Origin of the sequence: Nonomuraea sp. NPDC050790 (genome assembly GCF_044456745.1) — a bacterium.
In the GTDB taxonomy this organism is placed as follows: domain Bacteria; phylum Actinomycetota; class Actinomycetes; order Streptosporangiales; family Streptosporangiaceae; genus Nonomuraea.
Map to the genome: position 1 here is coordinate 195031 of NZ_JBITGF010000003.1, position 22951 is coordinate 217981.

The 22951-nt window shown below is 70.8% G+C and carries 19 protein-coding genes; 9 read left to right on the plus strand and 10 right to left on the minus strand.

The genetic code is table 11. The features are described 5' to 3' along the window. The first annotated feature begins 122 nt into the window (after window positions 1-122). Window positions 123-1649: an alpha/beta hydrolase gene (locus ACIBEJ_RS15770; protein ID WP_397183429.1), complete on the plus strand. Its 1527-nt coding sequence runs from the start codon at window positions 123-125 to the stop codon at window positions 1647-1649. 61 nt (window positions 1650-1710) lie between these two features. Continuing rightward, complete coding sequence (locus ACIBEJ_RS15775) at window positions 1711-2607, plus strand: DNA-3-methyladenine glycosylase family protein (protein WP_397183430.1); 897 nt, start codon at window positions 1711-1713, stop codon at window positions 2605-2607. A 401-nt stretch (window positions 2608-3008) separates the two neighbouring features. Here ACIBEJ_RS15775 and ACIBEJ_RS15780 read toward each other — a convergent pair whose 3' ends face one another. From ACIBEJ_RS15780 to ACIBEJ_RS15795, 4 genes are all read right to left on the minus strand, one after another. Then, on the minus strand, window positions 3009-4100 hold the full coding sequence (locus tag ACIBEJ_RS15780) for a sugar phosphate nucleotidyltransferase (RefSeq protein WP_397184313.1): 1092 nt from the start codon (window positions 4098-4100) through the stop codon (window positions 3009-3011). A 20-nt stretch (window positions 4101-4120) separates the two neighbouring features. Beyond that, window positions 4121-5239 carry a glycosyltransferase family 4 protein gene (locus tag ACIBEJ_RS15785; RefSeq protein ID WP_397183431.1) on the minus strand — a complete coding sequence of 373 codons (1119 nt, stop codon included), beginning with the start codon at window positions 5237-5239 and terminating at the stop codon, window positions 4121-4123. 94 nt (window positions 5240-5333) lie between these two features. Then, complete coding sequence (locus ACIBEJ_RS15790) at window positions 5334-6230, minus strand: lysylphosphatidylglycerol synthase domain-containing protein (protein ID WP_397183432.1); 897 nt, start codon at window positions 6228-6230, stop codon at window positions 5334-5336. Beyond that, window positions 6227-7048 (minus strand): methyltransferase domain-containing protein, encoded by an 822-nt coding sequence (locus ACIBEJ_RS15795; RefSeq protein ID WP_397183433.1) that lies wholly within the window; start codon window positions 7046-7048, stop codon window positions 6227-6229. Before ACIBEJ_RS15795 ends, ACIBEJ_RS15790 begins: the two co-directional genes overlap by 4 nt. Before the next feature lie 92 nt (window positions 7049-7140). Here ACIBEJ_RS15795 and ACIBEJ_RS15800 point away from each other — a divergent pair, with 92 nt between their 5' ends. The 3 genes from ACIBEJ_RS15800 to ACIBEJ_RS15810 are packed head-to-tail and all read left to right on the plus strand — an operon-like array spanning window position 7141 to window position 10247. Continuing rightward, window positions 7141-8193, plus strand: coding sequence for an SPFH domain-containing protein (locus ACIBEJ_RS15800; RefSeq protein WP_397183434.1), 1053 nt, complete (start codon window positions 7141-7143; stop codon window positions 8191-8193). Between the two features lie 20 nt (window positions 8194-8213). Further along, window positions 8214-9284, plus strand: a complete 1071-nt coding sequence (locus ACIBEJ_RS15805) for a hypothetical protein (protein ID WP_397183435.1) — start codon at window positions 8214-8216, stop codon at window positions 9282-9284. A 9-nt stretch (window positions 9285-9293) separates the two neighbouring features. Next, entirely contained in the window at window positions 9294-10247 is a 954-nt protein-coding gene (locus tag ACIBEJ_RS15810) for a YbhN family protein (protein WP_397183436.1), read from the plus strand. Here ACIBEJ_RS15810 and ACIBEJ_RS15815 read toward each other — a convergent pair. From ACIBEJ_RS15815 to ACIBEJ_RS15830, 4 genes are read right to left on the minus strand one after another with little or no spacing between them, the layout of a single operon-like run. Next, a complete protein-coding gene (locus ACIBEJ_RS15815) occupies window positions 10154-11209 on the minus strand; it encodes a glycosyltransferase family 4 protein (RefSeq protein ID WP_397183437.1) in 1056 nt (351 codons plus the stop codon). The two genes, ACIBEJ_RS15810 and ACIBEJ_RS15815, sit on opposite strands and share 94 nt — an antisense overlap. Next, the gene (locus tag ACIBEJ_RS15820; protein ID WP_397183438.1) at window positions 11210-12139 is read right to left on the minus strand and encodes a glycosyltransferase family 2 protein; all 930 of its coding nucleotides are present in this window, start codon (window positions 12137-12139) and stop codon (window positions 11210-11212) included. Between the two features lie 42 nt (window positions 12140-12181). Next, a complete protein-coding gene (locus ACIBEJ_RS15825; protein WP_397183439.1) occupies window positions 12182-13084 on the minus strand; it encodes a hypothetical protein in 903 nt (300 codons plus the stop codon). Window positions 13085-13130: 46 nt separating this feature from the next. Next, entirely contained in the window at window positions 13131-15659 is a 2529-nt protein-coding gene (locus ACIBEJ_RS15830; protein ID WP_397183440.1) for a hypothetical protein, read from the minus strand. Window positions 15660-15769: 110 nt separating this feature from the next. Here ACIBEJ_RS15830 and ACIBEJ_RS15835 point away from each other — a divergent pair, with 110 nt between their 5' ends. The 4 genes from ACIBEJ_RS15835 to ACIBEJ_RS15850 all read left to right on the plus strand — a co-directional run bounded on the left by ACIBEJ_RS15835 (window position 15770) and on the right by ACIBEJ_RS15850 (window position 21494). Then, window positions 15770-17329 carry a hypothetical protein gene (locus ACIBEJ_RS15835; protein ID WP_397183441.1) on the plus strand — a complete coding sequence of 520 codons (1560 nt, stop codon included), beginning with the start codon at window positions 15770-15772 and terminating at the stop codon, window positions 17327-17329. 215 nt (window positions 17330-17544) lie between these two features. After that, on the plus strand, window positions 17545-19167 hold the full coding sequence (locus ACIBEJ_RS15840; protein ID WP_397183442.1) for an LCP family protein: 1623 nt from the start codon (window positions 17545-17547) through the stop codon (window positions 19165-19167). Window positions 19168-19337: 170 nt separating this feature from the next. Beyond that, on the plus strand, window positions 19338-20477 hold the full coding sequence (locus ACIBEJ_RS15845; protein WP_397183443.1) for an acyltransferase family protein: 1140 nt from the start codon (window positions 19338-19340) through the stop codon (window positions 20475-20477). 108 nt (window positions 20478-20585) lie between these two features. After that, window positions 20586-21494 carry a glycosyltransferase gene (locus ACIBEJ_RS15850; RefSeq protein WP_397183444.1) on the plus strand — a complete coding sequence of 303 codons (909 nt, stop codon included), beginning with the start codon at window positions 20586-20588 and terminating at the stop codon, window positions 21492-21494. Here ACIBEJ_RS15850 and ACIBEJ_RS15855 read toward each other — a convergent pair. Further along, entirely contained in the window at window positions 21491-22411 is a 921-nt protein-coding gene (locus ACIBEJ_RS15855) for a hypothetical protein (protein ID WP_397183445.1), read from the minus strand. The two genes, ACIBEJ_RS15850 and ACIBEJ_RS15855, sit on opposite strands and share 4 nt — an antisense overlap. Then, the gene (locus tag ACIBEJ_RS15860) at window positions 22408-22866 is read right to left on the minus strand and encodes an RNA polymerase sigma factor (protein ID WP_397184314.1); all 459 of its coding nucleotides are present in this window, start codon (window positions 22864-22866) and stop codon (window positions 22408-22410) included. Before ACIBEJ_RS15860 ends, ACIBEJ_RS15855 begins: the two co-directional genes overlap by 4 nt. Window positions 22867-22951: the final 85 nt, after the last annotated feature.

Genomic DNA, 22951 nt, shown 5'->3' on the forward strand with positions numbered 1-22951 from the left:
GCCCTCTGGGTCTGCGTACCGCACCCAGCCCTGGTATGAGGCGCGCTCCTCCCTGTGACCTACTCCTCCAACCCTCCTCAGGACCCATTCCCTTACCGGGCCCGGCAACTGATGATCAAGTCATGCGACGATTCGCCGCCCTGTTAACAGGGCTGTTGGTTCCCCTGTCCCTTCTGAGCCCCACGGCCACGGCCGCGACGCCGTCCAAACCGGCCATCGCGTGGGCGCCGTGCCCGGAGGATCCGGCCGTGGAATGCGGGGCGCTGGCCGTACCCGTGGACTGGAACAACCCCGCGAGCGGCACCTTCGAGGTCGGCGTCGCGCGGCGCAAGGCCACCGACCCCTCCGCCAGGATCGGCGTGCTCGTGCTCGGCGCGGGCGGGCCCGGCGGGTCCGGGGTCGAGGAGGTGCTCTTCGCCAACGACTACCTCAGCCCCGAGCTCGTGCGCCGCTTCGACGTCATCGGCCTCGACCCGCGCGGCACCAACCGCAGCAACCCGGTCGTCTGCTCCACCGCGGTGCTGGCCGAGGCGCCCTTCCCGCTGATGCGGAGCCAGGCCGACTTCGACCGGCGGCTGGCCTACAACGAGCGGCTGCGCGCCGACTGCCGGGCGCGTACCGGGCCGGTCTTCGACCACGTCGACTCGCTCAGCACCGCCAAGGACCTCGACGCCTTCCGCGCCGCGCTCGGCGAGCGGCAGATCAGCTACTGGGGCGGCTCCTACGGCACCCTGCTCGGCCAGCTCTACGCCGAGAACTTCCCCCACCGCGTACGCGCGCTGACGCTCGACAGCACCATGGACCACAGCCTCGGCACCCGCGGCTTCATGGACACCGAGTCGTGGGGCGCGCAGGACGCCTTCGACGAGTTCGTCGCCTGGTGCAAGCGGGAGAGCACCTGCCTGCAGCACGGCAAGGACCTGCGGGCGATCTGGAAGGACCTGCTGGGCCGCGCCGACCGCGGCGAGATCGGCGTCCCCGGCCAGCCGGACGCCAAGCTCACCGCGTTCGAGATCATCAGCTACGCCGTGGGCAACTTCTACGACCCGCGCGGCTGGCCCAGGCTCTCGCAGACCATCGACGAACTGCTCGGCGGCGGGACGGTGAGCGACGCCGCCCTGACCGTCGACCGTACGCAGGAGGTCGCCCGGAACCCGTTCCAGATCTTCTGCCTGGACTTCCGCCTGCCGGTGCGCGACTACCGCGAGTGGAACGCGCACGTGCGGCGCCAGAACAAGATCGCGCCCGACATGCGCTACAGCAGCCTGGCGATCTTCCCGGTGGTCAGTTGCCTCGGGCAGCCCGCCCCGATCCCCAACCCGCAGCACGAGCTGAAGGTCCGCACCAAGACCCCGCTGCTGGTGGCCAACTCGCTGCACGACCCGGCCACAGTCTACCCGTGGGCGCTCGGCACCGCCCGGCAGCTCGGCCGATACGGCCGCCTGCTCACCTACGAGGGCTGGGGCCACATCGTCTACGGCCGAGGCGAATGCGCGACCGGGACGATCGACGCGTACCTGCTCTCCCAGCGCCTGCCCGCGCCCGGCGCCCGCTGCCCGGCGGTGCCTCCGGCCGAGCTGAGTTCCCGTTCGCTGCGCGAGTTCACGCCGCCGAAGCCCGGCACCCCGGGATGGGGCTTCCCCTCCTGATTTGGTACGGCTGACGCCCGCGCGGTCATCCAGGCCGCGCGGGTACGGGCACACTGGAGGCGTGAAAGAGCGAGCCTGGACACCTGACGAGCCCGTCGACGTGGGCCTCGTCATGGGTCCGCACCGGCGCGGCGGCGGCGACCCGACCTGGCGGCAGGGGCACGACGGCGCGATCTGGCGCACGTCCCGCACGCCCGCCGGTCCCGGCACGCTGCGCGTCTCGCTCAGGTCCTCCACCGTGTACGGCCACGCCTGGGGCCCCGGGGCGGACTGGCTCCTGGAGACGTTGCCGGCGTTGCTGGGCGCTGAGGACGATGTCGCCGGATTTGTCGTGAAACATGCGGTTTTGGAGGACGTTGCCCGGAAATATGCGGGCTTGCGGCTTGGGCGGACCGGGCGGGTGATGGAGGCTCTCGTGCCCGCCGTCCTGGAGCAGAAGGTCGTCGGCCGGGAGGCGTGGCGGGCCTGGCGCTGGCTCCTCACCCGCTACGGCGAACCCGCGCCCGGCCCGGCCCCCGAAGGCATGCGGGTCATCCCGGAGCCCGACGTCTGGCGCGAGATCCCGGCCTGGGATTGGCACCGGTCGGGGGCGGAAGCCGTGCGGGCGAAGACCATCGCCACCGCCGCCTGGCACGCGTCCAAGCTGGAGTCCGCCCCGACCAGCGCCGAGGCCGACCGCCTGCTCCGCACCCTGCCCGGCATCGGCGTGTGGACCTCCGCCGAGGTACGCCAGCGCGCCTTCGGCGACCCGGACGCGGTCAGCGTGGGCGACTTCCACCTGGCCAAGATCGTCGGCTACGCGCTGACCGGCGAGAAGACCGACGACCCCGGCATGATGCGCCTCCTGGAGCCCTACACCGGCCACCGCCACCGCGCCACGGTCCTCATCGGCCTGACCGGCCTCCGCCCCCCACCCCACGGCCCCCGCATGCCCATCCGCGACTACCGCAACTTCTAACCCCACCACCGCCCACAGAAAACCCCAGCTCGCGACCACCGAACCACCCGGCCAGAGCGCCCCGTGCGCCTCCGCGCCACCGGCGACGGTCTCCGGAGCGCCACCTGCCAAGAGCCTCGGCGCCCCGGCCAGAGCGCCACATGCGCCTCCGAGCCACCGCCCCACGGACGACGGTCACCGGAGCGCCACCTGCCAAGAGCCCTCGGCGCCCCGAGGGAGCGCCTGGTCAGGAGGCCGGGATGGAGCTGCCCGGCCCCCGGGGGTGAGGATGCCGGGACCCCGGAGGGGCGCCCAGACCGGAGGGGTGCCGAGACCGGTGGGATGCCGGAGCCGGAGCAGTGCCGGGGCTGGAGGGGTGTCGGGGCTGGAGGGGGGTGGGGGCTGGAGGGGGGTGGGGTGGGTTAGACGTCGCTGGAGTAGCGGACGGCGCAGTCCGGGAGTTGGATGTCGGGCCAGACCCGGATCCCGGCCTGCAGTTCGTTGCCCGCCCCCACCACGGCCCGGTCCCCGATCAACGCGTCCCGCACCACCGCACCGGCCGCGATCCGGGCCCCCGCGCCCACCACCGAGTCGGTCACCGTCGCACCCGCCCCGACCACGCAGGAGTCCAGCAGGATGCTGCCCGTCACCGTCGCCCCCGCCTCCACCCGGGCCCCGGCGCCCACCACGGTGCCGCCCACCGCCTTGGCCTCGGGGGACAGCAGGGCGCCCGGCAGCGCGAGGTGCTCGCCGGTCGGCCCAGGCAGCGCCGGTGAGGCGAGCTTGCCCAGCACCAGGTCACGCGAGCCCTGGACCAGCGCCGCCGGTGTGCCGACGTCCAGCCAGTACGTGCGGTCGGCGTACCCGAGCACGAGTTCGCCCGACTCGATGAGCCCGGGGAAGGTCTCCCGTTCCACGGACACCACCTCGCCCGCCGGGATCGAGTCGATCACCGACCGGGTGAACACGTAGCAGCCCGCGTTGATGCGGTTGGTGACCGGGTTGGGCGTCTTCTCCAGGAAGGCGGTGACCCGGCCCGAGGAGTCGGTGGGCACGCAGCCGAACCGCGAAGGGTCGTCGACCTCGGTGAGGTGGAGGGTGACGGCGGCCTGCCGTTCCACGTGGGTGCGTATCTGGTCGCCGATGTCGTGGCCGGACAGGATGTCGCCGTTGAGCACCAGCACGGGCGCGTCGGGCGGGACGCTCAGCGCCTGCGCGGCGTTGCGGATGGCGCCGCCGGTGCCGAGGGGCGTCTCCTCGGTCATGTACTCCAGCGAGAGCCCGAAGTCGGCGCCGTCGCCGAAGACCGGCTCGAACATCGACGCCTTGTAGGAGGTGGCGAAGACGATGCGGCGCACCCCGAACGAGCGGGCGCGCGCGAGCTGGTGCGCCAGGAACGGCACACCCGCGGTCGGCAGCAGCGGCTTGGGCGTGCCCAGTGTCAGCGGGCGCAGGCGCGTGCCCTGCCCCCCGACCAGGAGGATCGCCTCGAGGCCAGGCAAAGAGCTCTCCATCACTCCGCGAGGTTATCCAACTATTCGACCGCCCGTTGATAGGAGCTGAGATGCGCCTCGGCCGAGGCGTCCCAGGTGAATTCGCGGGCCCGCGCGAGTCCGGCCCGCTGGAGCTGCTCCCGCCGTTCGGGGGAGGCCAGGAGCTGGCCGAGCGCCCCGGCGATGCTGTCGGCGTCCGGCTCGCTGTACGCCACCGCGTCCCCGCCCACTTCGGGCAGCGAGGTGCGGTGGGTGGTCAGCACGGGCGTGCCGCAGGCCATGGCTTCCAGCACCGGAAGCCCGAACCCCTCGCCCTTGGACGGAAAGGCCACCACGAGCGCGCCGCCGAGGAACCCGCGCAGGTCCGGGCTGCGCAGGTAGCCGGGGCGGATGACCCGGACGGTGGCCTCGACCTCCCGGCAGGCGGCGTCGACGTCGTCCTCGTGCACGCCGCCGCCGATCACCAGCGCGGGCGGGTCGGGCAGGCTCTTGACGGCCATGGCGAAGCCGCGGATGAGATTGGGAACGTTCTTACGCGGTTCCAGGGCGCCGAGAAAGGCGACGTAGGGCTGGTCGCGCAGCCCGCACCGCTCGGCCGCGCGCCTGGTCTCCTCGACGGTCGGCGGGTGGAAGATCTCCTGGTCGACGCCGTGGTAGGCGACGTCGATGCGGGTGGGGTCGGCGGCCAGGACGCGGACGAGCTCGTCGCGGGTGGCCTTGGACGGGACGATGACCCGCCGGGCGTGTCGCACCGCGGTGCGGGTGGCCGAGCGGAAGAAGGACGCCTTGACCGTGCCGTGCTGGTCGGGCTCGGTGAACCAGGTGACGTCGTGGACGGTCACCACCGTCGGCAGGCCGGAGCGAAGCGGAATGGAGTAGTAGGGCGCGTGGATCACGTCGGCGCCGGCCTGCCGGGCGAGCAGCGGCACGCCGGTCTGCTCCCAGGCGAGCCTGGCGGCCCGGTTGGTGATGGCGACGGGGCCCGGCAGGATCCGCGCTGAGGGCGCCAGCCTGCCGTAGCGTTCGGCGTCGGAACGCTGACAGACCACCGCGAGATCGGCGCCGGCCCGGTGAAGGGCGCCGATGAGGCCGTCTACATATCGGATCAACGCACCGCGGTCGGCGGGGACCGCGGCGGCATCGACAAGCACGCGAGGCATTACGAAGATCTTCTCCCCTCAAGATCAACGTGGGACCGGTTGTCCCCCTCTCTTGTTCAGCCTAAGACCAGCGTCCCCAAAAACGTGGTCCAAATCACACACGGTCGCGACGCGCCACCAATCCGGCGATACCCGCGCAGATCACATCGCCGACGATGATGACGATCCGCGACACCAGGGCCACGGCGATCGCCGAGCCGCGGTCCATGACCGGTGACAGCACCGCCACCATGGCCACCTCGCGCACCCCGGCCCCCGCGGGCACGACGAACGTCAGGATGCCCAGGCACCACGACAGCGCGAACGCGCCGATCGCGAAGAGCACCCCGGTCTGCGGCGCGACGAAGTACAGGTGCAGGCCGTAGGCGGCCCATCCGGCCAGCGCCCAGCCGAGCGCGGTCAGCATGCCGCGCCGGGTGAGCGGGCGTTCGAGCGGCTCGCGCTTCAGCCTGCGCAGCCCGAACCCGATCAGCGCGTTGATGACCTTGGGCTCCAGCAGTACGAGGATCACCGGCAGGGCCAGCAGCAGCCAGCCGTAGCGGTCCCAGCCGAGGGTGCCGAGCGTGACGATCAGACCGGTGGCCAGTTGGATCGGCATCATCAGGAAGAACGCGGCGGCGCTGCGCGAGCGGGGCACGCCGAGCTCGCGGCCCATCTCCATCTGCGCGATCACCGGCCAGACCGCGCCCGGGATGTACTTGCCGAGCTGGCCGACGAAGAAGACCTTCGCCGCGGGCCTCAGCGGCAGCGGCGAGCCCAGGTCGGCCAGGAGCGTGCGCCACGTGAGCATCGCGCCCAGCAGCGCCGCGATGACCGCGACCAGCGAGGCGGCGACCATGGGCCAGGACAGCGCGGCGAACCCGGCGGCCACGGCGTCCCACTGGGAGGCGACCGCCCAGGCGCCGAAGCCCAGGGCGACGGCCAGGAAGCCGAACCTGACGACCCTCTTCACCACGGAGCGGCGTGCCGTGCGCGGCTCCGCCGTACTCAAAGCACTCTTTCCGGCGGTTGCGGGAGCGCGGCGCCGCGCGGGCGGCGCGGCGTCTTGGTGGCCACCCACAGGTAGGTCGGCACCAGCGGGAGGAGCAGCCTGAGGACCTCACGGGGGGTTTTCGCCAGTACGGCCCGCGCCACCCTGCCCAGCGCGCCGGGGAACAGCTCCCCACCGGCGAAGCGGGTCGGCGTGGCCAGCACGGGGAGGGTGTAGTCCCAGACGTGGAAGGCGCGCAGCATGCGCTTGAGCCCGCGCCGGGTGCGGAAGCGCTCGTAGTAGTGGTCGGCGCGGCCGGAGGCGCGCACGTAGCGGTCGGCCAGCGACGGCGGCAGGTACGACAGGAACGGCAGCTTGTAGTGCGGTTCCATGATGCCGAGCCGGTTGCCGAGGCCGAGGTAGAGCACGCCGTCGTCGGCCAGGACCCGGTGCATCTCGGCGACGACCGCGTCGGGGTCGACCACGTGCTCGTAGATGTGGTTGAAGACCAGCACGTCCACCGAGCGGTCGGGGAACGGCAGCGCCGTCCCGTCACCGCAGACGAACGCCACCCGCTCGCCGAAGCGGTCGGCGGCCTTGCGCAGTCCGGGCACGTCGATGTCGATGCCCAGCGTGTGCTTGGCGCCCGCGTCGGCCAGTTCGTCGGCGATGAACCCGGCCGAGCAGCCCACGTCGCCCACGGTCAGCCCGGCGAGCGGCCCGTGGAAGTGCTCCAGAACCGCGATGATCTTCGCGGCCTTACGGCGGCGCTTGCCCTCGTCGAGCATCGCCGCCTGGAACTCGGAGTATTCGAGCTGCTGTTGCCTGGTCCCAGCCATGATGCCCAACAGTACCGGGCTCGCGCGTCAACCCGATGTCAAACGCCCTTTGGTACCGTGCCCGCCAGATATTTCCGACCACTGGGGGAAATGTGGGCGTATTCGATAAGATCCGCGGCGAGTTCATCGACATCGTGGAATGGCTCGACGACAGCCGCGACACCATCGTCTGGCGCTTCCCCCGCCACGAGAACGAGATCAAGATGGGCGCCCGCCTGGTCGTGCGCGAGTCGCAGGTCGCCGTCTTCGTCAACGAGGGCCAGGTCGCCGACATCTTCCCGCCCGGCACGTACACGCTCGAAACCCAGAACCTGCCGATCCTGTCCACGCTCAAGGGCTGGAAGCACGGCTTCCGCTCCCCCTTCAAGGCCGAGGTGTACTTCGTCGGCACCCGCCTGTACGCCGACTTCAAGTGGGGCACCCAGAACCCGGTCATCGTCCGGGACGCCGAGTTCGGCCCGGTACGGCTGCGCGCCTTCGGCGCCTACTCCGCCCGCGTCACCGACGCCAGGAAGCTGCTGACCGAGCTGGCCGGGACCGACCAGCGGTTCAGGACCGAGGAGGTCGAGGGCTACCTCCGCCAGATGGTCGTCGGCCGCCTCGCCCCGGCCCTGGCCACCGCCGGGGTGCCGCTGCTCGACCTGGCCGCCAACCAGCACGAGATGGGCCGCCGCCTGGCCGAGGCGCTCACCGCCGACCTCGCGGGGGTCGGCATCGCGATCCCCAGCTTCAGCTTCGAGAACATCTCGCTGCCGCCCGAGGTCGAGCAGGCCCTGGACAAGCGGGCCCAGATGGGCATCGTCGGCGACCTGGGACGTTACGCCCAGTTCCAGGCGGCCAACGCGGTCGAGGCCGCCGCCGACAACCCCAACGGCGCCATGGGACTCGGCGTCGGCATGGTGGCGGGCCAGCAGGCGGCCTCGGCCTTCGCACCGGCCCCGCCGCCGCTGCCGTCGGCGCAGTGGTACGTCGGCGTCGGCGGCGAGCGCAGGGGCCCCTACGACCAGGCCGCGCTCGGCAACGCCGGCCTCACCCCCGACACGCTGGTGTGGAAGGCCGGGATGGCGCAGTGGGCGCCCGCCCGGGACGTCCCCGAGCTGGCCGGGCTGCTCGCCCAGACGCCTCCGCCGCTGCCGCCCGCCTGAACCGCAGAAAGGCTCCGGATTTGTCCTCCCCCGCACCGACCACCCATCCGTGCACGGGCTGTGGCGCGAGCGTCGCCTACGCTCCCGGCACCAGCGTGCTGCGCTGCCCGTACTGCGGTTTCGAGCAGCGCATCGCCGCCCCGGCGCGGGCCGTGCGCGAGCACGACTACGCCGCCTTCCTGGCCAAGCCGCGCGTGGCGGCGGTAGCCGTACATCAGAGTGCCTGTCCCGGGTGTGGCGCGCGCACGGAGAGCGACGCGCTGTCGAAGAGCTGCCAGTTCTGCGGGACCGCGCTGGTCGCCGACACCACGGCGGGCGAGCAGGTGGCGCCCGAGGCGGTGGTGCCGTTCGCGCTGGACAAGAACGGCTCGCGCGCGGCCCTGCGCGGCTGGGTGAAGTCCCGCTGGTTCGCCCCGAACCGCCTCAAGAAGGTCAGCGAGGCGGAGTCGATGAAGTCCACGTACGTCCCGCACTGGACCTTCGACTCCGGGACCACCTCCGACTACACCGGCTCGCGCGGCGAGCACTACTACGTCACCGAGACCTACACCGAGAACGGCGAGACCAAGACCCGCCAGGTGCGCAAGACCCGCTGGTGGCCGGCCTCCGGCACGGTCTCGCGGCACTTCGACGACGTGCTCGTGGCCGCCACCCACCGGGTCACGCCCGAGCAACTGGCCGAGCTGGAGCCGTGGCCGACCGGCCAGGCCCTCCCCTTCGAGCCCGCCTACATCTCCGGCCACCACACCCTGCGCTACGACGTCGAGCCCGAGCAGGGCCTGGAGAGCGCCAAGCAGGAGATGGCCGAGGTCATCAGGCAGGACTGCCGCCGCGACATCGGCGGCGACGAGCAGCGCGTGAGCACGGTCGACACGACGTACACCGACGTCAGGTTCAAGCTCCTGCTGCTGCCGGTGTGGATCGGCTGCTACCTGTTCGGCGGCAGGACGTACCAGGTCCTCATCAACGGCGTCACCGGGGAGGTTCAGGGCCAACGCCCCTATAGCTGGGTCAAAATCACCCTTACCGTGCTGGCCGTCGCCGCACTCATCGGCCTCGTCGTCTGGCTAATCGTCGCCAACCGCGCGTAGATTTGGCGAATGCTCCGCCGCCTGCTGCGTGTCCTGCTCGCGCTCGTCGCGCTCGGATTCCTCGGGTACGGCCTGGCCAGAAACTGGGACGAGACCACGGCCGCGCTGTCGGGACTGTCGCCCTGGGCGCTGGCGGGGGCGTTCGCCGCGGTGCTGGCCGGGCAGTTCTGCATGCTGGTCGCCTGGCGTGAGGTGCTGGCCGGGCTGGGCTCGCCGCTGTCGTTGCGGGTGAGCGGGCGGATCATGTTCGTGGGCCAGCTCGGCAAGTACATCCCCGGCTCGGTCTGGGCCTACGCGGCGATGATGGACCTCGGGCGCGACCACGGCAGCCCGCCGCGGCGCACGTTCGCCTGCATCTCGCTGGCACTGGTGATCAACCTCGGGGTGGCGCTGACGATCGCCGCCGCCACGCTGGCCACGCACGAGGCGCTGCGCAAGGCGTGGTACCTGCTGCTGATCGTCCCGGTAATCGTGGTGTGCCTGCATCCCAAGGTGCTCACCTGGGGGCTCAACCTGGCGCTCCGGCTGGCGCGCAAGGAGCCGCTGGAGAGCGTCCTGCCGGGCCGTACCGTGCTGGTGGCGGCGGCGTGGACGGCGCTCGGCTGGCTGATCTACGGCGTCCACACCATGCTGCTGGCCGGGCGGTGGGACCTCTACGTGCTGGCAACCGGCGCCTACGCCTTCGCCTGGGCGACCGGGCTGCTGACGTTCGTGGTGCCCGCCGGGGTGGGGGTGCGCGAGGGCGCGCTGGTGCTGGTGTTCACCCCGCTGATCGGCACGGGCGCGGCGTTCGCGGTGGCGCTGCTGTCGCGGGTGGCGTTCACGCTGGCCGACGCCGTCGCGGCCGGGATCGCGTTCCTGCTCGGGCGTCAGGAGTCCAGCAAGGCCGCGGTGTACTCCGACCAGAACGGCTCCGGATCCACCGATCTGACCCCCGAGCGCAACCCGACCGGGTCGGCGTAGAGCCGCTCGATCGCCTTCCTGAGCCCCTCGACGTCCTCCGGCTCGACCAGCAGTCCGTCCACGCCGTCGGTGATGTGGTCGGCGAGCGCGCCGACGCGGGTGGCGATCACCGGGACGCCGTGCTCGTGGCCCAGCCACACGTTCTGGCTGGCGGTGGCGTTGCGGTAGGGCAGGACCAGGGCGTCGGCGCGGGCGAACAGCTTCGGCACGTCCTCGGCCGCCACGTACCCGGGCCGCAGCTCCACCCGGTCGCCGAGACCCAGCTCCGCGATCAGCCGCTCGGTCTCCTCCAGCCCGCCCCAGAACTCCCCGGCGACGGTCAGCCCCACGCCGTCGGGCAGCGCCCTGAGCAGCAGGTCCAGCCCCTTGTACGGCCGGACGATCCCAAAGAAGAGCAGATTGTTGTGGACTTGCCCCGATTTTTCGGCATTTTTCGAGGGAAGGTGGGGTGCCATCGCGGCCACCCGGACGGGCTTGGCCGTGAGCTCCGCGGCCAGCGCCGCCTGCTGAGCCGAGTGCGCCAGCACCCGGTCCACCCGCTTGAGCAGCGCCTTCATCAGCGGCCCGTCATACGGCTTGCGCTCATGCGGCAGCACGTTGTGGCACAGGGCCACGGTGGTGGTCTTGCCCGCTATGCCGTACAAGATCCCCAGATAAGCGGGCACCTGCACCGGGCTGAGCACCGCGAAGACCACCAGGTCCGCGCTGCGCAGCCGCCGCCCGCACGTCACCCACCCGTCCGGCCGCCGCCAGTCGAGCCTGCGCAGCGTCTTCGGGTACGGCAGGCCCTCAGGAGCCGAGATCGTCTGCCGGCCGGGATAGAGGAAGCCCGGATACTGGGCCTTCCACGACTCGATCACCACGTCGTGCCCCAGCGCGCTCAGCCGGTGCGCCAGCTCGGTGGTGTGCTGCGCCCCGCCGCCCTTGTACGGGTACGTCGGGCCGACGATCGCGATCCGCACCTACTCTCCCCTGCTCCGCACGATCAGGTCGGCCAGCAGCGCGACCGAGCCGATCAGCAGGCCCGACAGGAAGATCATCACGGTGTTGGCCGGGAAGTAGAACGGGTGCTGGACCATGTCCCACACGCCCTTGACGAACCCGATGGCGACCAGCCACAACGCCGGAGGCATCAGCACCTTCAGCGGGTTGAAGTACATGATCATCCGCAGGACCTGCAGGATGTAGCGGTAGGCGTCGGAGATGAAGCTGAACTTCGACTTGCCCGCCCGCTTGGCGTAGTCGATCGGCAGGTAGTAGACGTCGTGCTGGTTCGACAGGAACGATAGCGTGATCGTCGTGACACACGAGAACCCGGGCGGCAGCAGCCGCAGGTACGGCCGCGCCACCGACTTGCGGAAGGCCCGCAGGCCGGAGTTGAGATCCGGGATCTTCTGCCCGGCCAGCTTCTCGGCGACCTTCCTGATCACCCACTTGGCCGGGACCCGCAGCAGCTTGTGTGAGCCCTCCTCCGACGTGCGCGCGCCCACGACCTGGTCGATCGTCTGGTCCTTCTCCAGGATCTGGACCAGGTCGGGGATGCGCTCGTTCGGGTAGGTCATGTCGGCGTCGGTCCACACGACGATCTCGCCGCGCGCCTCCTGGGTGCCGATCCTGCGCACGGTGCCCGACCCCCCGTTGCGGTGGAACGCCCGGATCCGCATGTGCGGGAACCTCGGGGCGGCCTCCTGCAGCTTCGCCAGCGTCGCGTCGGTCGAGCAGTCGTCGACGGCCACGAGCTCGTAGGTGTAGCCGCTGGAGTCCATCGCCTTGGTGATTCGCTCGACCTCGTCGATGACGTGATCCTGCTCGTTGTAGCAGGGCAGGACGATCGTGACGTACGGCGCTTCTTCCACGGCGGGTCCACTCTGGGGGGTCTCAGGCGTGCTCACGTGGGTCGAGGTTACTCTGCCCAGCGCGACGCGGCGTCCACATCAGCGATGACGGGAAACCTGCTCCACCCCCGGAAGACCCCGCAGAGCTGGCCTGATCCGGTCGAACACCGACGGGTCGGACAGCACGAGATGGAAGATCTCCCCCACGTCCGGCGTCGTGCTCGCGTAGCTGACCCGCCGCCAGTTCTCGATCGCGTGCCCGCGCGACTCCAGGTAGACCTTCTTCACGCCCGGCAGCGTACGCAGGGCCTCGAAGACCGCGTCCCGCTCGTGGTCGGTGATCGCGCCCCGGCCGGAGCAGTTGGCGGGGCCGCAGAGCTCGACCTTCGCGTGCGCCTTGCCCGCCCAGAAGTCCGTCCGCCAGACCCTCGCCGTGGCGATCCCGGGCAGCTTCGCCAGCTTGGGGCCCAGGTTCACGTTCGGGACCTTGACGTCCGCCCTGAAGGAGGCCGGGATGGAGCCCTTCTTCGCCGGTACGCCGTCCTCGCGGGCGTTGCGGTAGGACTCCTCCGCGGAGACGTACCGCACGCCGGACAGGCCGGGCAGCCGCTTCAGCAGCCGCTCGATCTTCCGCTTCTGCTCGTCGCTCGGGCCGCGGCCCTCGCACTTCTTCTGGAGCTCGGCCTTCGAGCACAGGTAGACCGTCAGACGGCCCGTCGTCGGCCAGGCGGCCTTCGGGACCGGGAGCGGCGACACCGCGACCGCGACCACGCCGTCCGCGCCGGTCCCGGACTCCGCGCTCACGTCGCCCGGCTCCGCGCCCCTGCTTTCGGACGCGCTCTCGGACGCGCTCTCGGACGTGCTCTCAGACGCGCTCTCAGGCGCCTCGTTGGCCGAGGTCTCGCCCAGCACCCTGTCCGCCGGGGCGTCGGCCGCAGCCGCGCCCATTCCACTGGTCGCCAGCGCCGTCGTTAACGCCGCGACCACCCACGTACGCCTCATGGCGACACATAATCGCGATCACCCACGATCCAGGTCAAATGGTGTTTTACGGACGGGACATCCAGACGTTGATCCGGAGGTTCCAGGTACCGTTGGGCGGCGCGGTCAGCGAACGTTCGTCCTGGCGCGCGGCCAGGGCCATGACCTGCTCGAACGGTCCGTAGGTCCGCACCTGGTCGGCGTCGGCGGCAAGCAGCACCGGGGTACGGCCGGCCCGTCGCACCCCCTCGACCAGACGCAGTACGTCGTCCTCCGAAGCGGTGTCCGACCCCGTCACCCGCTCGACCTCCGCCGCCGGGACCCCGCACATGCCGCGCACCACCTGGGTGAAGCGGTCGGCCGTCACCCGCTCGACGAGCAGCACGGAGGCGTCGCGCGGGATCGCCCGACACATCGCCTCGACCGCCGCGCGCTCGCCCCGCTCGATCGGGGTGAACGCGGTGCCGATCGAGGTCACGACCGGCGGAACCAGGATGAGGACCGTGCCGATCCCGGCCACCCAGGTCTGGACGCGCGTGCCGTACCCGAGCCTGCGGGCCTTGTCGCGCACCCAGTCCAGCCCCCACACCGCCAGCACGACCAGCCCGGGAATCACCACCGGGACGAGGCGGCGCGCGGCCCACGGCTGGTCCGGCGTGATCTCGGGACGCAGCAGCGTGGTGACCGTCGTCCACCCGATGACCGCCAGCGGCAGCAGCCACTCGAAGGAGGCGGCGTCGCGCAGCAGCCTGCGCACCAGAACGGCGGCCGCCACCGTGGCCAGCACGACGACCGGGACGCCCACGTACCAGATCACCCAGTAGAGCGACTCGTCGAAGTACAGCCGGGTACCGTCGATCGGCAGCCCGTTGGCCTTCTGGGTCTCCTCGATGAAGCGCGCCGTGCGCAGGTCGTCGGTGTTGCCCGGCGTCCGGTGCACCGTCTGGATCCACGGCCGCACCGCGAAGCCGACCATCACCAGGCCGACCAGCGCCGCCCCGGCCTCCGGCAGCCGCCTTGGCAGCCTGACGCGGCCCAGCCGGGGGGCGACAGCCGTACCCACGAGCGTCAGAACCAGGACGACGCCGCAGATCACCAGCAGCGGCCCGACCGAGCGGGACAGATACGCCAGGTACGGCCGCGCGAAGGCATAGGCCGCCAGAAACCCCAGCCCGACCCCCAGGCCCAGCCCCACGAGCAGCGGCACCCCCAACACGCCGACCGGCCGCCGAAACCGGCTCATGGCGACCAGCAGCCCGGCGAACGCCAGCACGGGCAGCACGTCCCGCAACCCGTCGATCCTGACCAGAGTGGCCAGCCCGAACACCAGCCCCGCCAGCCCCCCAACCCACCAACCAGCCCCGCCTACCCCCCCACCGCCCGCCGCACCACCACTCCCCGCCGCGTCGCCCCCGCTCGCCGCGCCACCACTCCCCGCCGCGTCGCCACCCCCCGCGCTACCGCTCGCCGCACCACCACTCCCCGCCGCACCACCACTCCCCGCCGCACCACCACTCCTCGCCGCGTCGCCCCCGCTCGCCGCGCCGCCACTCCCCGCTGCGGACCCCTCGGTGGTCGAAACCGGAGGGACAGTAGCTCCACCAGCGCCTTCCTCGGGAAGGACAGCATGTGCCGCTGTGGTGCGCCCTGTCCCCTCGGCCGCGACCACACCCGACGACCCGCCCCCACGCGACCCACCACCCCCAGGCAAGTCGCTGCCCCCGGACGAGCCGCCACCCCCGGGCAAACCGCCACCCCCGCGCGAGCCAGTCCCGCGCGGGCGACCGGCGGCGCGCGAGACGCCGAGTTCGCGGGACCGGGCGAGGAGGTCGGGTGGGTGGGGGGTCCAGATGCGGGTCAGGGCGTCGTGGGCCAGGGCGAGGCCGCCGAACAGCAGAATCAGCGACGGGATCTCGCTGAACGTGGTGCGCGAGGTGTAGAGGATCGGCATGCTCACCGCGAACGCCAGCGCCGCCACCGGCGCCCAACGTCCGCCCGCCAGCCGGGCCGCCACTCCGCCGACCGTCAGCACGGCCAGCGCCCCCAGCATCGCGGGCCCGAGCAGCAGCGCCCCGAGCCAGTCGGCCGCCGAGTAGAGCATGGGCGGGCCCGCCATGAACTGCGGCACCACCGCCCCGCCGAAGTCGAAGAACCCGACGCTGCCGAAGACCAGCGACGGGTCGGGGCCGCCGAACGCCTGTTCCTGGCGCGGGATGGGCAGGGAGCCGTGCTCGGCGATCCAGATGGTGTACTGCGCGTAGGTGGCGGGGTCGCGGCGGACGATGAGCTGTTCGCTGTGGAAGATCGCGTTGAAGACGCCGGAGCCCGCCGCGATCACCAGCACCGCGGCCATCTGCCGCCCGGTGGCCTCCACCGCCTCGGGCAGCCGCCGCAGGCCCGCCCAGCACAGCAGCGCGATCACCGGCAGCGCCAGCACCACCGTGAACACCGGCCGGAACGCCCCCGCCATCAGCAGCGGCAGCCCGGCCAGCAGCCATCCGGCCACCGCCAGGGCAGGCAGCAACGAGACCGCCGCGAGCACCCGGCCCGCCGACGGCCTCCGCGTCTCGTCGGGCCGGAGCCAGGAGGGTGCCATCGCTGATCGCGAGGGTATCCAACGGGGCCGACAACACGCCCGCATGAGATCGCGAAACGTATGGAAGCCGGTAGCGTACGGCCGGACGGCGGCGACACAGGGGGAGGGCCGTGCAGGAGGCAACACCGGACAAGCCCGGCACACCACACCCGGCCCCGGAGGAAGCCGACGCCGCGGGCCAGGCGACCGGGCAACCCGACCCGACAACCCAGGGGCCCAACCACACGGAGCAGGGGGCCGGGCAAGCCGACCTCGCGACCCGGGCGGCGGACCATGCCGGTCCCACCGGCACGAAGACAGGCCGACCGGGCCTGGTCGCGTTCGTGGGGCAGGTCGTGTCACGGCATCGCTGGTTTCTGGGGCTGTTCGTCCTGGGTGCCGCACTGCGCCTGGTGACGATGCTGGGGTTCCGTCCCGCCCTCTGGTTCCCCGACTCCTACACCTACATCGTCACCGTCTTCCGCCCCCGCCCCGACCTGGTACGCCCGGCCGGCTACTCCATGTTCCTCAAGCTGCTGGAACCGTTCCACAGCTTCGCCGCCGTCACCGCCGTGCAGCACCTCATGGGCCTGGCCGTCGCGGTGATGATCTACCTGGCCGCCAGAAGGGCCCGCCTCTGGGTCAGGACGCTGGCCACGGCCCCGGTCCTCCTGGACGCGTACCAGATCGAGCTGGAGCATCTGCTCGTCTCGGACACCCTGTTCATGTTCCTGGTCACCGCCGCCGTGGTCCTGGCGATCCGCGGCGGCCAGACCTGGCGTACGGCGACCGCCATCGGCCTCCTGCTGGCCGCCGCCACCCTCACCAGGACGATCGGCCAGCCCCTGGTCGTGTTGCTGGCCTGCTGGTTCCTGCTGCGCAGGCATCTCGCCCTGGCCGGGATCATGCTGGCCGCCGCGCTGGTGCCGGTCATGGCGTACATGGGCTGGTTCTACGCCACCTACGACCGCGTCGGCCTGGTCGGCGCCAACGGCGTCTTCCTGTACGCCAGGACCCAGTCGTTCGCCGACTGCCGCAAGATGGACCCGCCGCCCGATCTGCGCGTGTTGTGCGACCCCCGGCCGCCGGAGGAGCGCCCGCCTTCGCAGGAGTACCTCTGGTCGAGGGACTCCCCGCTGGTCATGCTGCCGGGCATCACGTTCTCGCGGGCCAACGACGCGCTGGCGGGGCGCTTCGCCATGCTGGCCGTCCGTTCGCAGCCGCTCGACTACGCCGCCTCGATCGCCTCCGAGCTGGCCCGCACGTTCACCTGGGGCCGCCCGGTCTACCCCGACCAGGAGATCTACGACTACTACCAGTTCCCCTCAAGGGACCCGAGCCCACCAGGCCGGGAGGCGGCGCAGCTCGGCGTCGAGCTGGCCACGCGCTACGAGGGCGGGCCGATCATGACCAGGGTGGTCGAGCCGTACGCGGGGTGGATGCGGGCCTACCAGGACGTGGCGCGGCTGCCGGGGACCGTCCTGCTGCTGGTGCTCCTCGCGGCGCCGGTCCTGTCCGTAATTCGCCGCCGACCGGAAATGGAGTGGCTCGTGCCCTGGTCGACGGCGTGGGCGCTGCTCGTGGTCCCGGCGGCGGTGGCCGAATTCGACTACCGGTACGTGCTGCCCGCCGTACCTCTGGCCTGTCTTGCTTTGGCTCTTCGCAGCCGCTCCGACCTGCCGAAACAGTAAAGACTTTCACGCTGATATTCCACGAAATGTCCAGGTCTGAGTATGCTTTGGGCCTGTAACATCACGCTGGGGTCACGGCCGATTCGGTCGTTCGTGGCTCCGAGCACGCCGTACGTGACCTAGTCTCGTGCCGCAAGTGTGCGACCGAGCCAGCAAGATGCGGCCTGGCGAATTCTTCGAATAGAGGAGGGCCGTGTTGGAGCTGAGGGGGGCGTATGAGTGACCATCGGAGTGCGTCCGTCCAGGACAGAAGGAACGCCCAGACCGACCCGGGCGGCATGCGCGGCCCGCGACGGGCGGCGGCGCCGCCGCTGCCCCCCGACGACCAGCCGCCCCGCGGCCGCCGCGCCAAGAGCGGCGGCGGGCCGAACAAGATGCGCATCCTGGCCTGGGTCAGCATCGGGCTCACCGGCGTGGTCGTGGCGGGCTCGCTGACCGGCTATACGCTCTATCGCGACGCGCTCGGCGCCATCAACACGCGCAGCGTCGACGACAAGATCGTCAACCCGCGACCGGCCAACTCCAGCGGCGCGCTCAACATCCTCCTGGTCGGCTCCGACACCCGCGAGGGCGAGGGCAACGCCCGCTACGGCCAGCTCGACGCCCGCCGCGGCGCGGGCAAGCGCACCGACACGATCATCCTGATGCACATCTCGCCCAACCGCGACGGCGCCAAGCTCATCAGCTTCCCGCGCGACTCGATGGTCGACATCCCGCGCTGCAAGAACGAGGCGACCGGCGCGATCATGCCGCCCCAGCGCCAGATGATCAACTCGGCCTACAACACGGGCGGCATCGCCTGCACGATCTCCACGCTGGAGACGCTGACCGGCATCCGCATCCACCACTACGCCGAGGTCGACTTCAGCGGGTTCAAGAACATCGTCGACGCCCTCGGCGGCATCGAGATCTGCCTCAAGAGCGGCGTCGACGACAAGAAGTCCAAGCTCGTGCTGCCGCCGGGAAGGTCCGTGCTCGACGGCGAGAAGGCGCTCGGCTTCGTGCGGCTGCGCAACTACGGCGACGGCAGCGACATCCAGCGCATCCGCCGCCAGCAGCTCTTCCTCGGCAAGGTCGTCGCCAAGGCCACCAGCAGCGAGCTGCTGACGAACGTCCCCAGGCTCTCAAGCTTCGTGAAGGCCGCGGGCCAGTCGGTCACCATGGACCCGGACCTGGCCGACGACCCGCAGAAGCTCATCCAGATCGCGCAGAGCGCGGCCAAGATGACCGCGGGCGACGTCAAGTTCATCACGGTGCCGTGGGGCCCCGACCCCGCCGACGCCAACCGCGTGGTCTGGAAGCAGCCCGCCGCCAACGAGCTCTTCAACATGATCAGGACCGACGTCGACATCGCGGTGCCCGAGCCCAGCGCCAGCGCCTCGGCCAAGCCGAAGATCACGGTCAAGCCCGAGCAGGTCGAGGTCCAGGTGCTCAACGGCACCGCCACGCAGGGCAAGGCCAGAGAGGTCGCCGACCAGCTCACCAAGGAGGGCTTCCGGGTCGTCAGCCTGGGCAACTACAAGCCCGCCACCGGCAGCGTGACCAAGAGCGAGCTGCGCTACGGCAAGAAGGCCGCCAACGGCGAGGACTACGCCGCCGTCGTGGGCAAGGCGACCTCTCCGGCCGTCACCCCCACCAAGGGCGCCGTGAAGCCGCTGACCACCGAGCCCTACACCTCCACCGTCCCGCCCGCCAAGCCCGTCGAGGGCGCCGGCAAGCCGCCGCTGATCCAGTTGGTCGTCGGCGACGACTGGAAGGGTGTGAGGGTGACCAAGGTGTCGGAAGACGTCAAGCAGAACACGGTCAGCGCGAACCAGTCCAACGTGTGCATCTCCTAACCTCCAAGTTCCCTGTAAATAGGGGGTTCTTGGCCTACCTTCAGCGACAGGAGTGTCCAGCGGCGCTAAAGTTGTGAGGTCGGCGACTGCGCTCGTACGGCGTCGGCCAGGCGTCAGTCGAGACGGGCGGTCGCGTTCCCCCGACCCCGAACGAACTGAGCGTCTTCCACGTGACTGACACCCGGTCTTCCGTCCCTGCCACGAGCATCGAGCAGCAAGACACCACCGACGCCAAGAACCGGTGGCCGCTGCCAGGGCAGGACGCGGAGTTCTGGGGGCACCGGAAGGAAGAGCAGGAGCAGCCGCGTCCGGCCAAGAAGCGCGACCCTTATCTCGACAACGTGAAGTTCGTGCTCATCGCGCTGGTGGTCGTCGGCCATTCGCTGGTGCCGACGCTCAACACCGACTCCTCGCGGTCGCTGTACATCTTCATCTACATGTTCCACATGCCGCTGTTCGTGCTGATCAGCGGTTACCTGTCGCGCAACTTCTGGAACTCCAACGCCAAGACCAACAAGCTCGTCGACACGTTCGTGATCCCGTACGTGATCGTCGAGGTCGGCTACGCCGTGCTCCGCACCTCGCTCGGGCAGAAGTGGAGCCTGACGATCATCGATCCGGCGTGGCTCAACTGGTACCTGCTGGCGCTGCTGTTCTGGCGGCTGTCCACGCCGGTGTGGAAGCGGATGAAGTTCCCCATCCCGGTGGCCATCGCGATCTACCTGTTCGCCGGGTTCTCGCAGATCAGCGGCGACTTCAGCATGGACCGCTTCTTCGGCCTGCTGCCGTTCTTCGTGATCGGCCTGGTCATGCAGCCCGAGCACTTCGAGCTGCTCAACCGCAGGTGGATCAAGATCGTCTCGGCGGTCACGCTGGTCGGCGCCGCGGCGAGCGCGATCCTGGTGGCCAGGTTCGACCCCTCGCTCAAGCCGTTCTACTTCAAGCACAGCTACCAGGACATGGACCTGTCGTGGTGGATGGGTCTCGGCCTGCGCAGCGCCCTGCTGATCTGCTCGCTGGCGATGTGCTTCGCCGTGCTGTCGCTGGTCCCGCGGAGCGAGACCTGGTACTCCGACCTCGGCACCCGCACGCTCTACGCCTACCTGCTCCACGGCATCCCCGTGCTGATCGCCAAGGACCAGGGCTGGCTCGACCTGCCCTGGTTGCAGGGGCCGCTGGGTGTGCTGGCGATCAGTTCCAGCGCGTTCGCCCTGGCGATCGTCCTGTGCCTGCCGGAGACGCGGACCGTTTTCAAGTGGATCATTGAGCCGCGCCTGACCTGGCTATACCGCCGCCCTTCCGGAAGTTAATCGTCAGTTCCCCCTCCCTTCACCTGAGTGACCCGGGCAAACCTCAGCATCAGAGACATGCGGGTATGTGTCGCGACGATTGACCATCATCCCGAGGATGCCAGGATCATGCACCGGCAGATCCGTGCGCTCCTCGATGCGGACCACGACATCACGTACGTGGCCCCGTTCACCTATTTCAACGTGACGCCACCGCATCCGATCACCGCGATCGACGTACCACGCGGCGCCGGGCACGGCCGGGCGCGCTCGGCCCTGCGCCGCGGCGTCAGAGGCGCGGACCTACTGCTCGTCCACGACGCGGACCTGCTGCGCGCCCTGCCCTACCGGCATCCGCCGGTGGTCTGGGACGTACGCGAACCGGCCGACGCCCGGCGCGCCGCCCGCGCGGAGCGCCGCCACCACGTGATCTCGCCATCCGTGGTGCCAGAGGCCACCCTGGTGTCGCCCGCCCCTCCCCCTCCGGGCGACACCAGGGTGGTCCACCTCGGCCGCCTGACGGCCGAGCGCGGCGCCGCCGAGCTCATCGCGCTCGCCGAACGGCTGGTGCCGCACGGCATCCGCCTCGACCTCATCGGCCAGGCCGACCGCGAGGCGCGGGTGCTGCTGCGCGACGCCCAGCGGGTCGGCCTGCTCGACTGGTACGGCCACGTGCCCAACCGCCACGCCCTGCGCATGGTCGAGGGCGCCCTGGCCGGCATCTCGCTGGCCCCGGCCGACGTCACGGGCGTGCCGACCAAGGTGCTCGACTACATGGGGCGCGGCGTGCCCGTCATCACCACGCCCCAGTCGGGCACGCTGGTGCAGACCGCTCGCTGCGGGCTCGTCGTCCCTTTTGACGTGGAGTCGGTACGGCACGCCGTACTGGACCTCAAGGAGGACCCCGACCGCAGGGCCAACATGGCCGCCCGCGGCCACACCTATGCCCGCCTGCACCACCACTGGCCCGACCACGCCCCGGCCTTCGTGGCCAGGATGGAGTCGCTGGCCGGGGTGGCGCACTCGCTGGCGGTCTAGAAGCGGGCGAGGTCGAAGGTCGCGTCGACCAGCCGGACGGCGCGAACCTGGGGGTCGTCCAGGAGCTTGCGCAACTCGTCGATCCTCGCGCCCGTGTCGATGTAGGCGTGGGCCAGGCCGTCCTTGGCCGCCTTGCGGACGCGTTCGAGGGTGAGGTCGAAGTCGCGCAGCATGCTCGCGTCGGAGTTCTGGAGGATCTTGTCCCACGCGCGGAACTCCGCCAGGTTGGCCGTGGGCGTCACATCGTGGCACATGCCGGACTTGGGCATCACGTTGCTGCGACTCCACATCCCCGCCTCGAACGTGATCGGCACGGACCCGGGCCGGGCCTCATAGACGATGCGCTCGGGACACGCGTTGTAGCGGCGGCCGAAGGCGACGAGCTGTTCGGCCGTCAGCGGTGCGGTGAACTCCACGGTGGCCAGGGCCCGCAGGCGCTTCGGCAGCCCGTCGAGGAGCTCGCGGGTCTTCGCCTTGTCCACCGGGCCCTTGTGTCCGACCATGCTCAGCGCCGTCGTCAGCGTGGTGTTGCCCTCGTTGCCGAGCGGCAGGTGGCCGAGCGTGCCGAAGAGGTTCTGCGTGATCGAGTACGGGACGGCGGCGCTGCCGGAGAAACCGCCGTAGGCCCGGATCTGGCTGGCCCGCACGGTCATGCTCATCGCCCACGGGGTCACCTCGCAGCACTCCTCGTCCACGATCCGATAGGCCGGGTTGTAGATCTTGAAAGCGGTGCCGAAGACGTTCTCCATGCGATCCGCGCGTCCGCCCGCCTTCTGGAACATGATCGGCGCCACCACCAGCACCAGCGCCAGCGCCACCAGCCCGGCCAGTACGATCGAGGCCGTCTTGAGCAGGCCGCGGCGCACCGCCTTCCTGGTGGTTCTGGGGTCGAAGTCGGGCAGGTCCAGGTCGTTCATCGGGAGGCTCCATACAGCTCGGAGAACGCGGCGCGGGCCCGCCACACCGCGGTCTTGATCGTGTTGTGCTTCTTGCCGGTCATCGCGGCCACCTCGACCATGGAGAAGCCCTCCAGGTAGACGAGTTCCAGCAGCCGCCGGTGCCGGCCGGGGAGGCGGTCGAGGATGTCGCGTACCTCCAGGGCCGCCAGGTCGAGGGCGGGGACGCCGAGCTCGTCCGGGTCGGGCAAGGGCAGTTCGACGCGGCGGCGCCGTACGTGGTCGAGCAGGACGTTGCGGGCGATGGCCAGCAGCCAGGCGGCCGGGTTCTCGCCACGCCAGCCGAGCATCGCCCGGGTGGCCTTGACGAAGGTCTCCTGGGCGAGGTCCTCGGCCAGGTGGGGGTCGCGGGTCCGGCGCAGCAGGAACCCGCACACGAGCGGCCAATGCTCGCGATAGAGCTCCTCGATGATGATGGCCTCCGCGTTCTGGGGACAGTCACATCAGACCAGACGGCATCCGGACAGGAATGGTCACATCGCTTCGCGGTTGATGTACTGG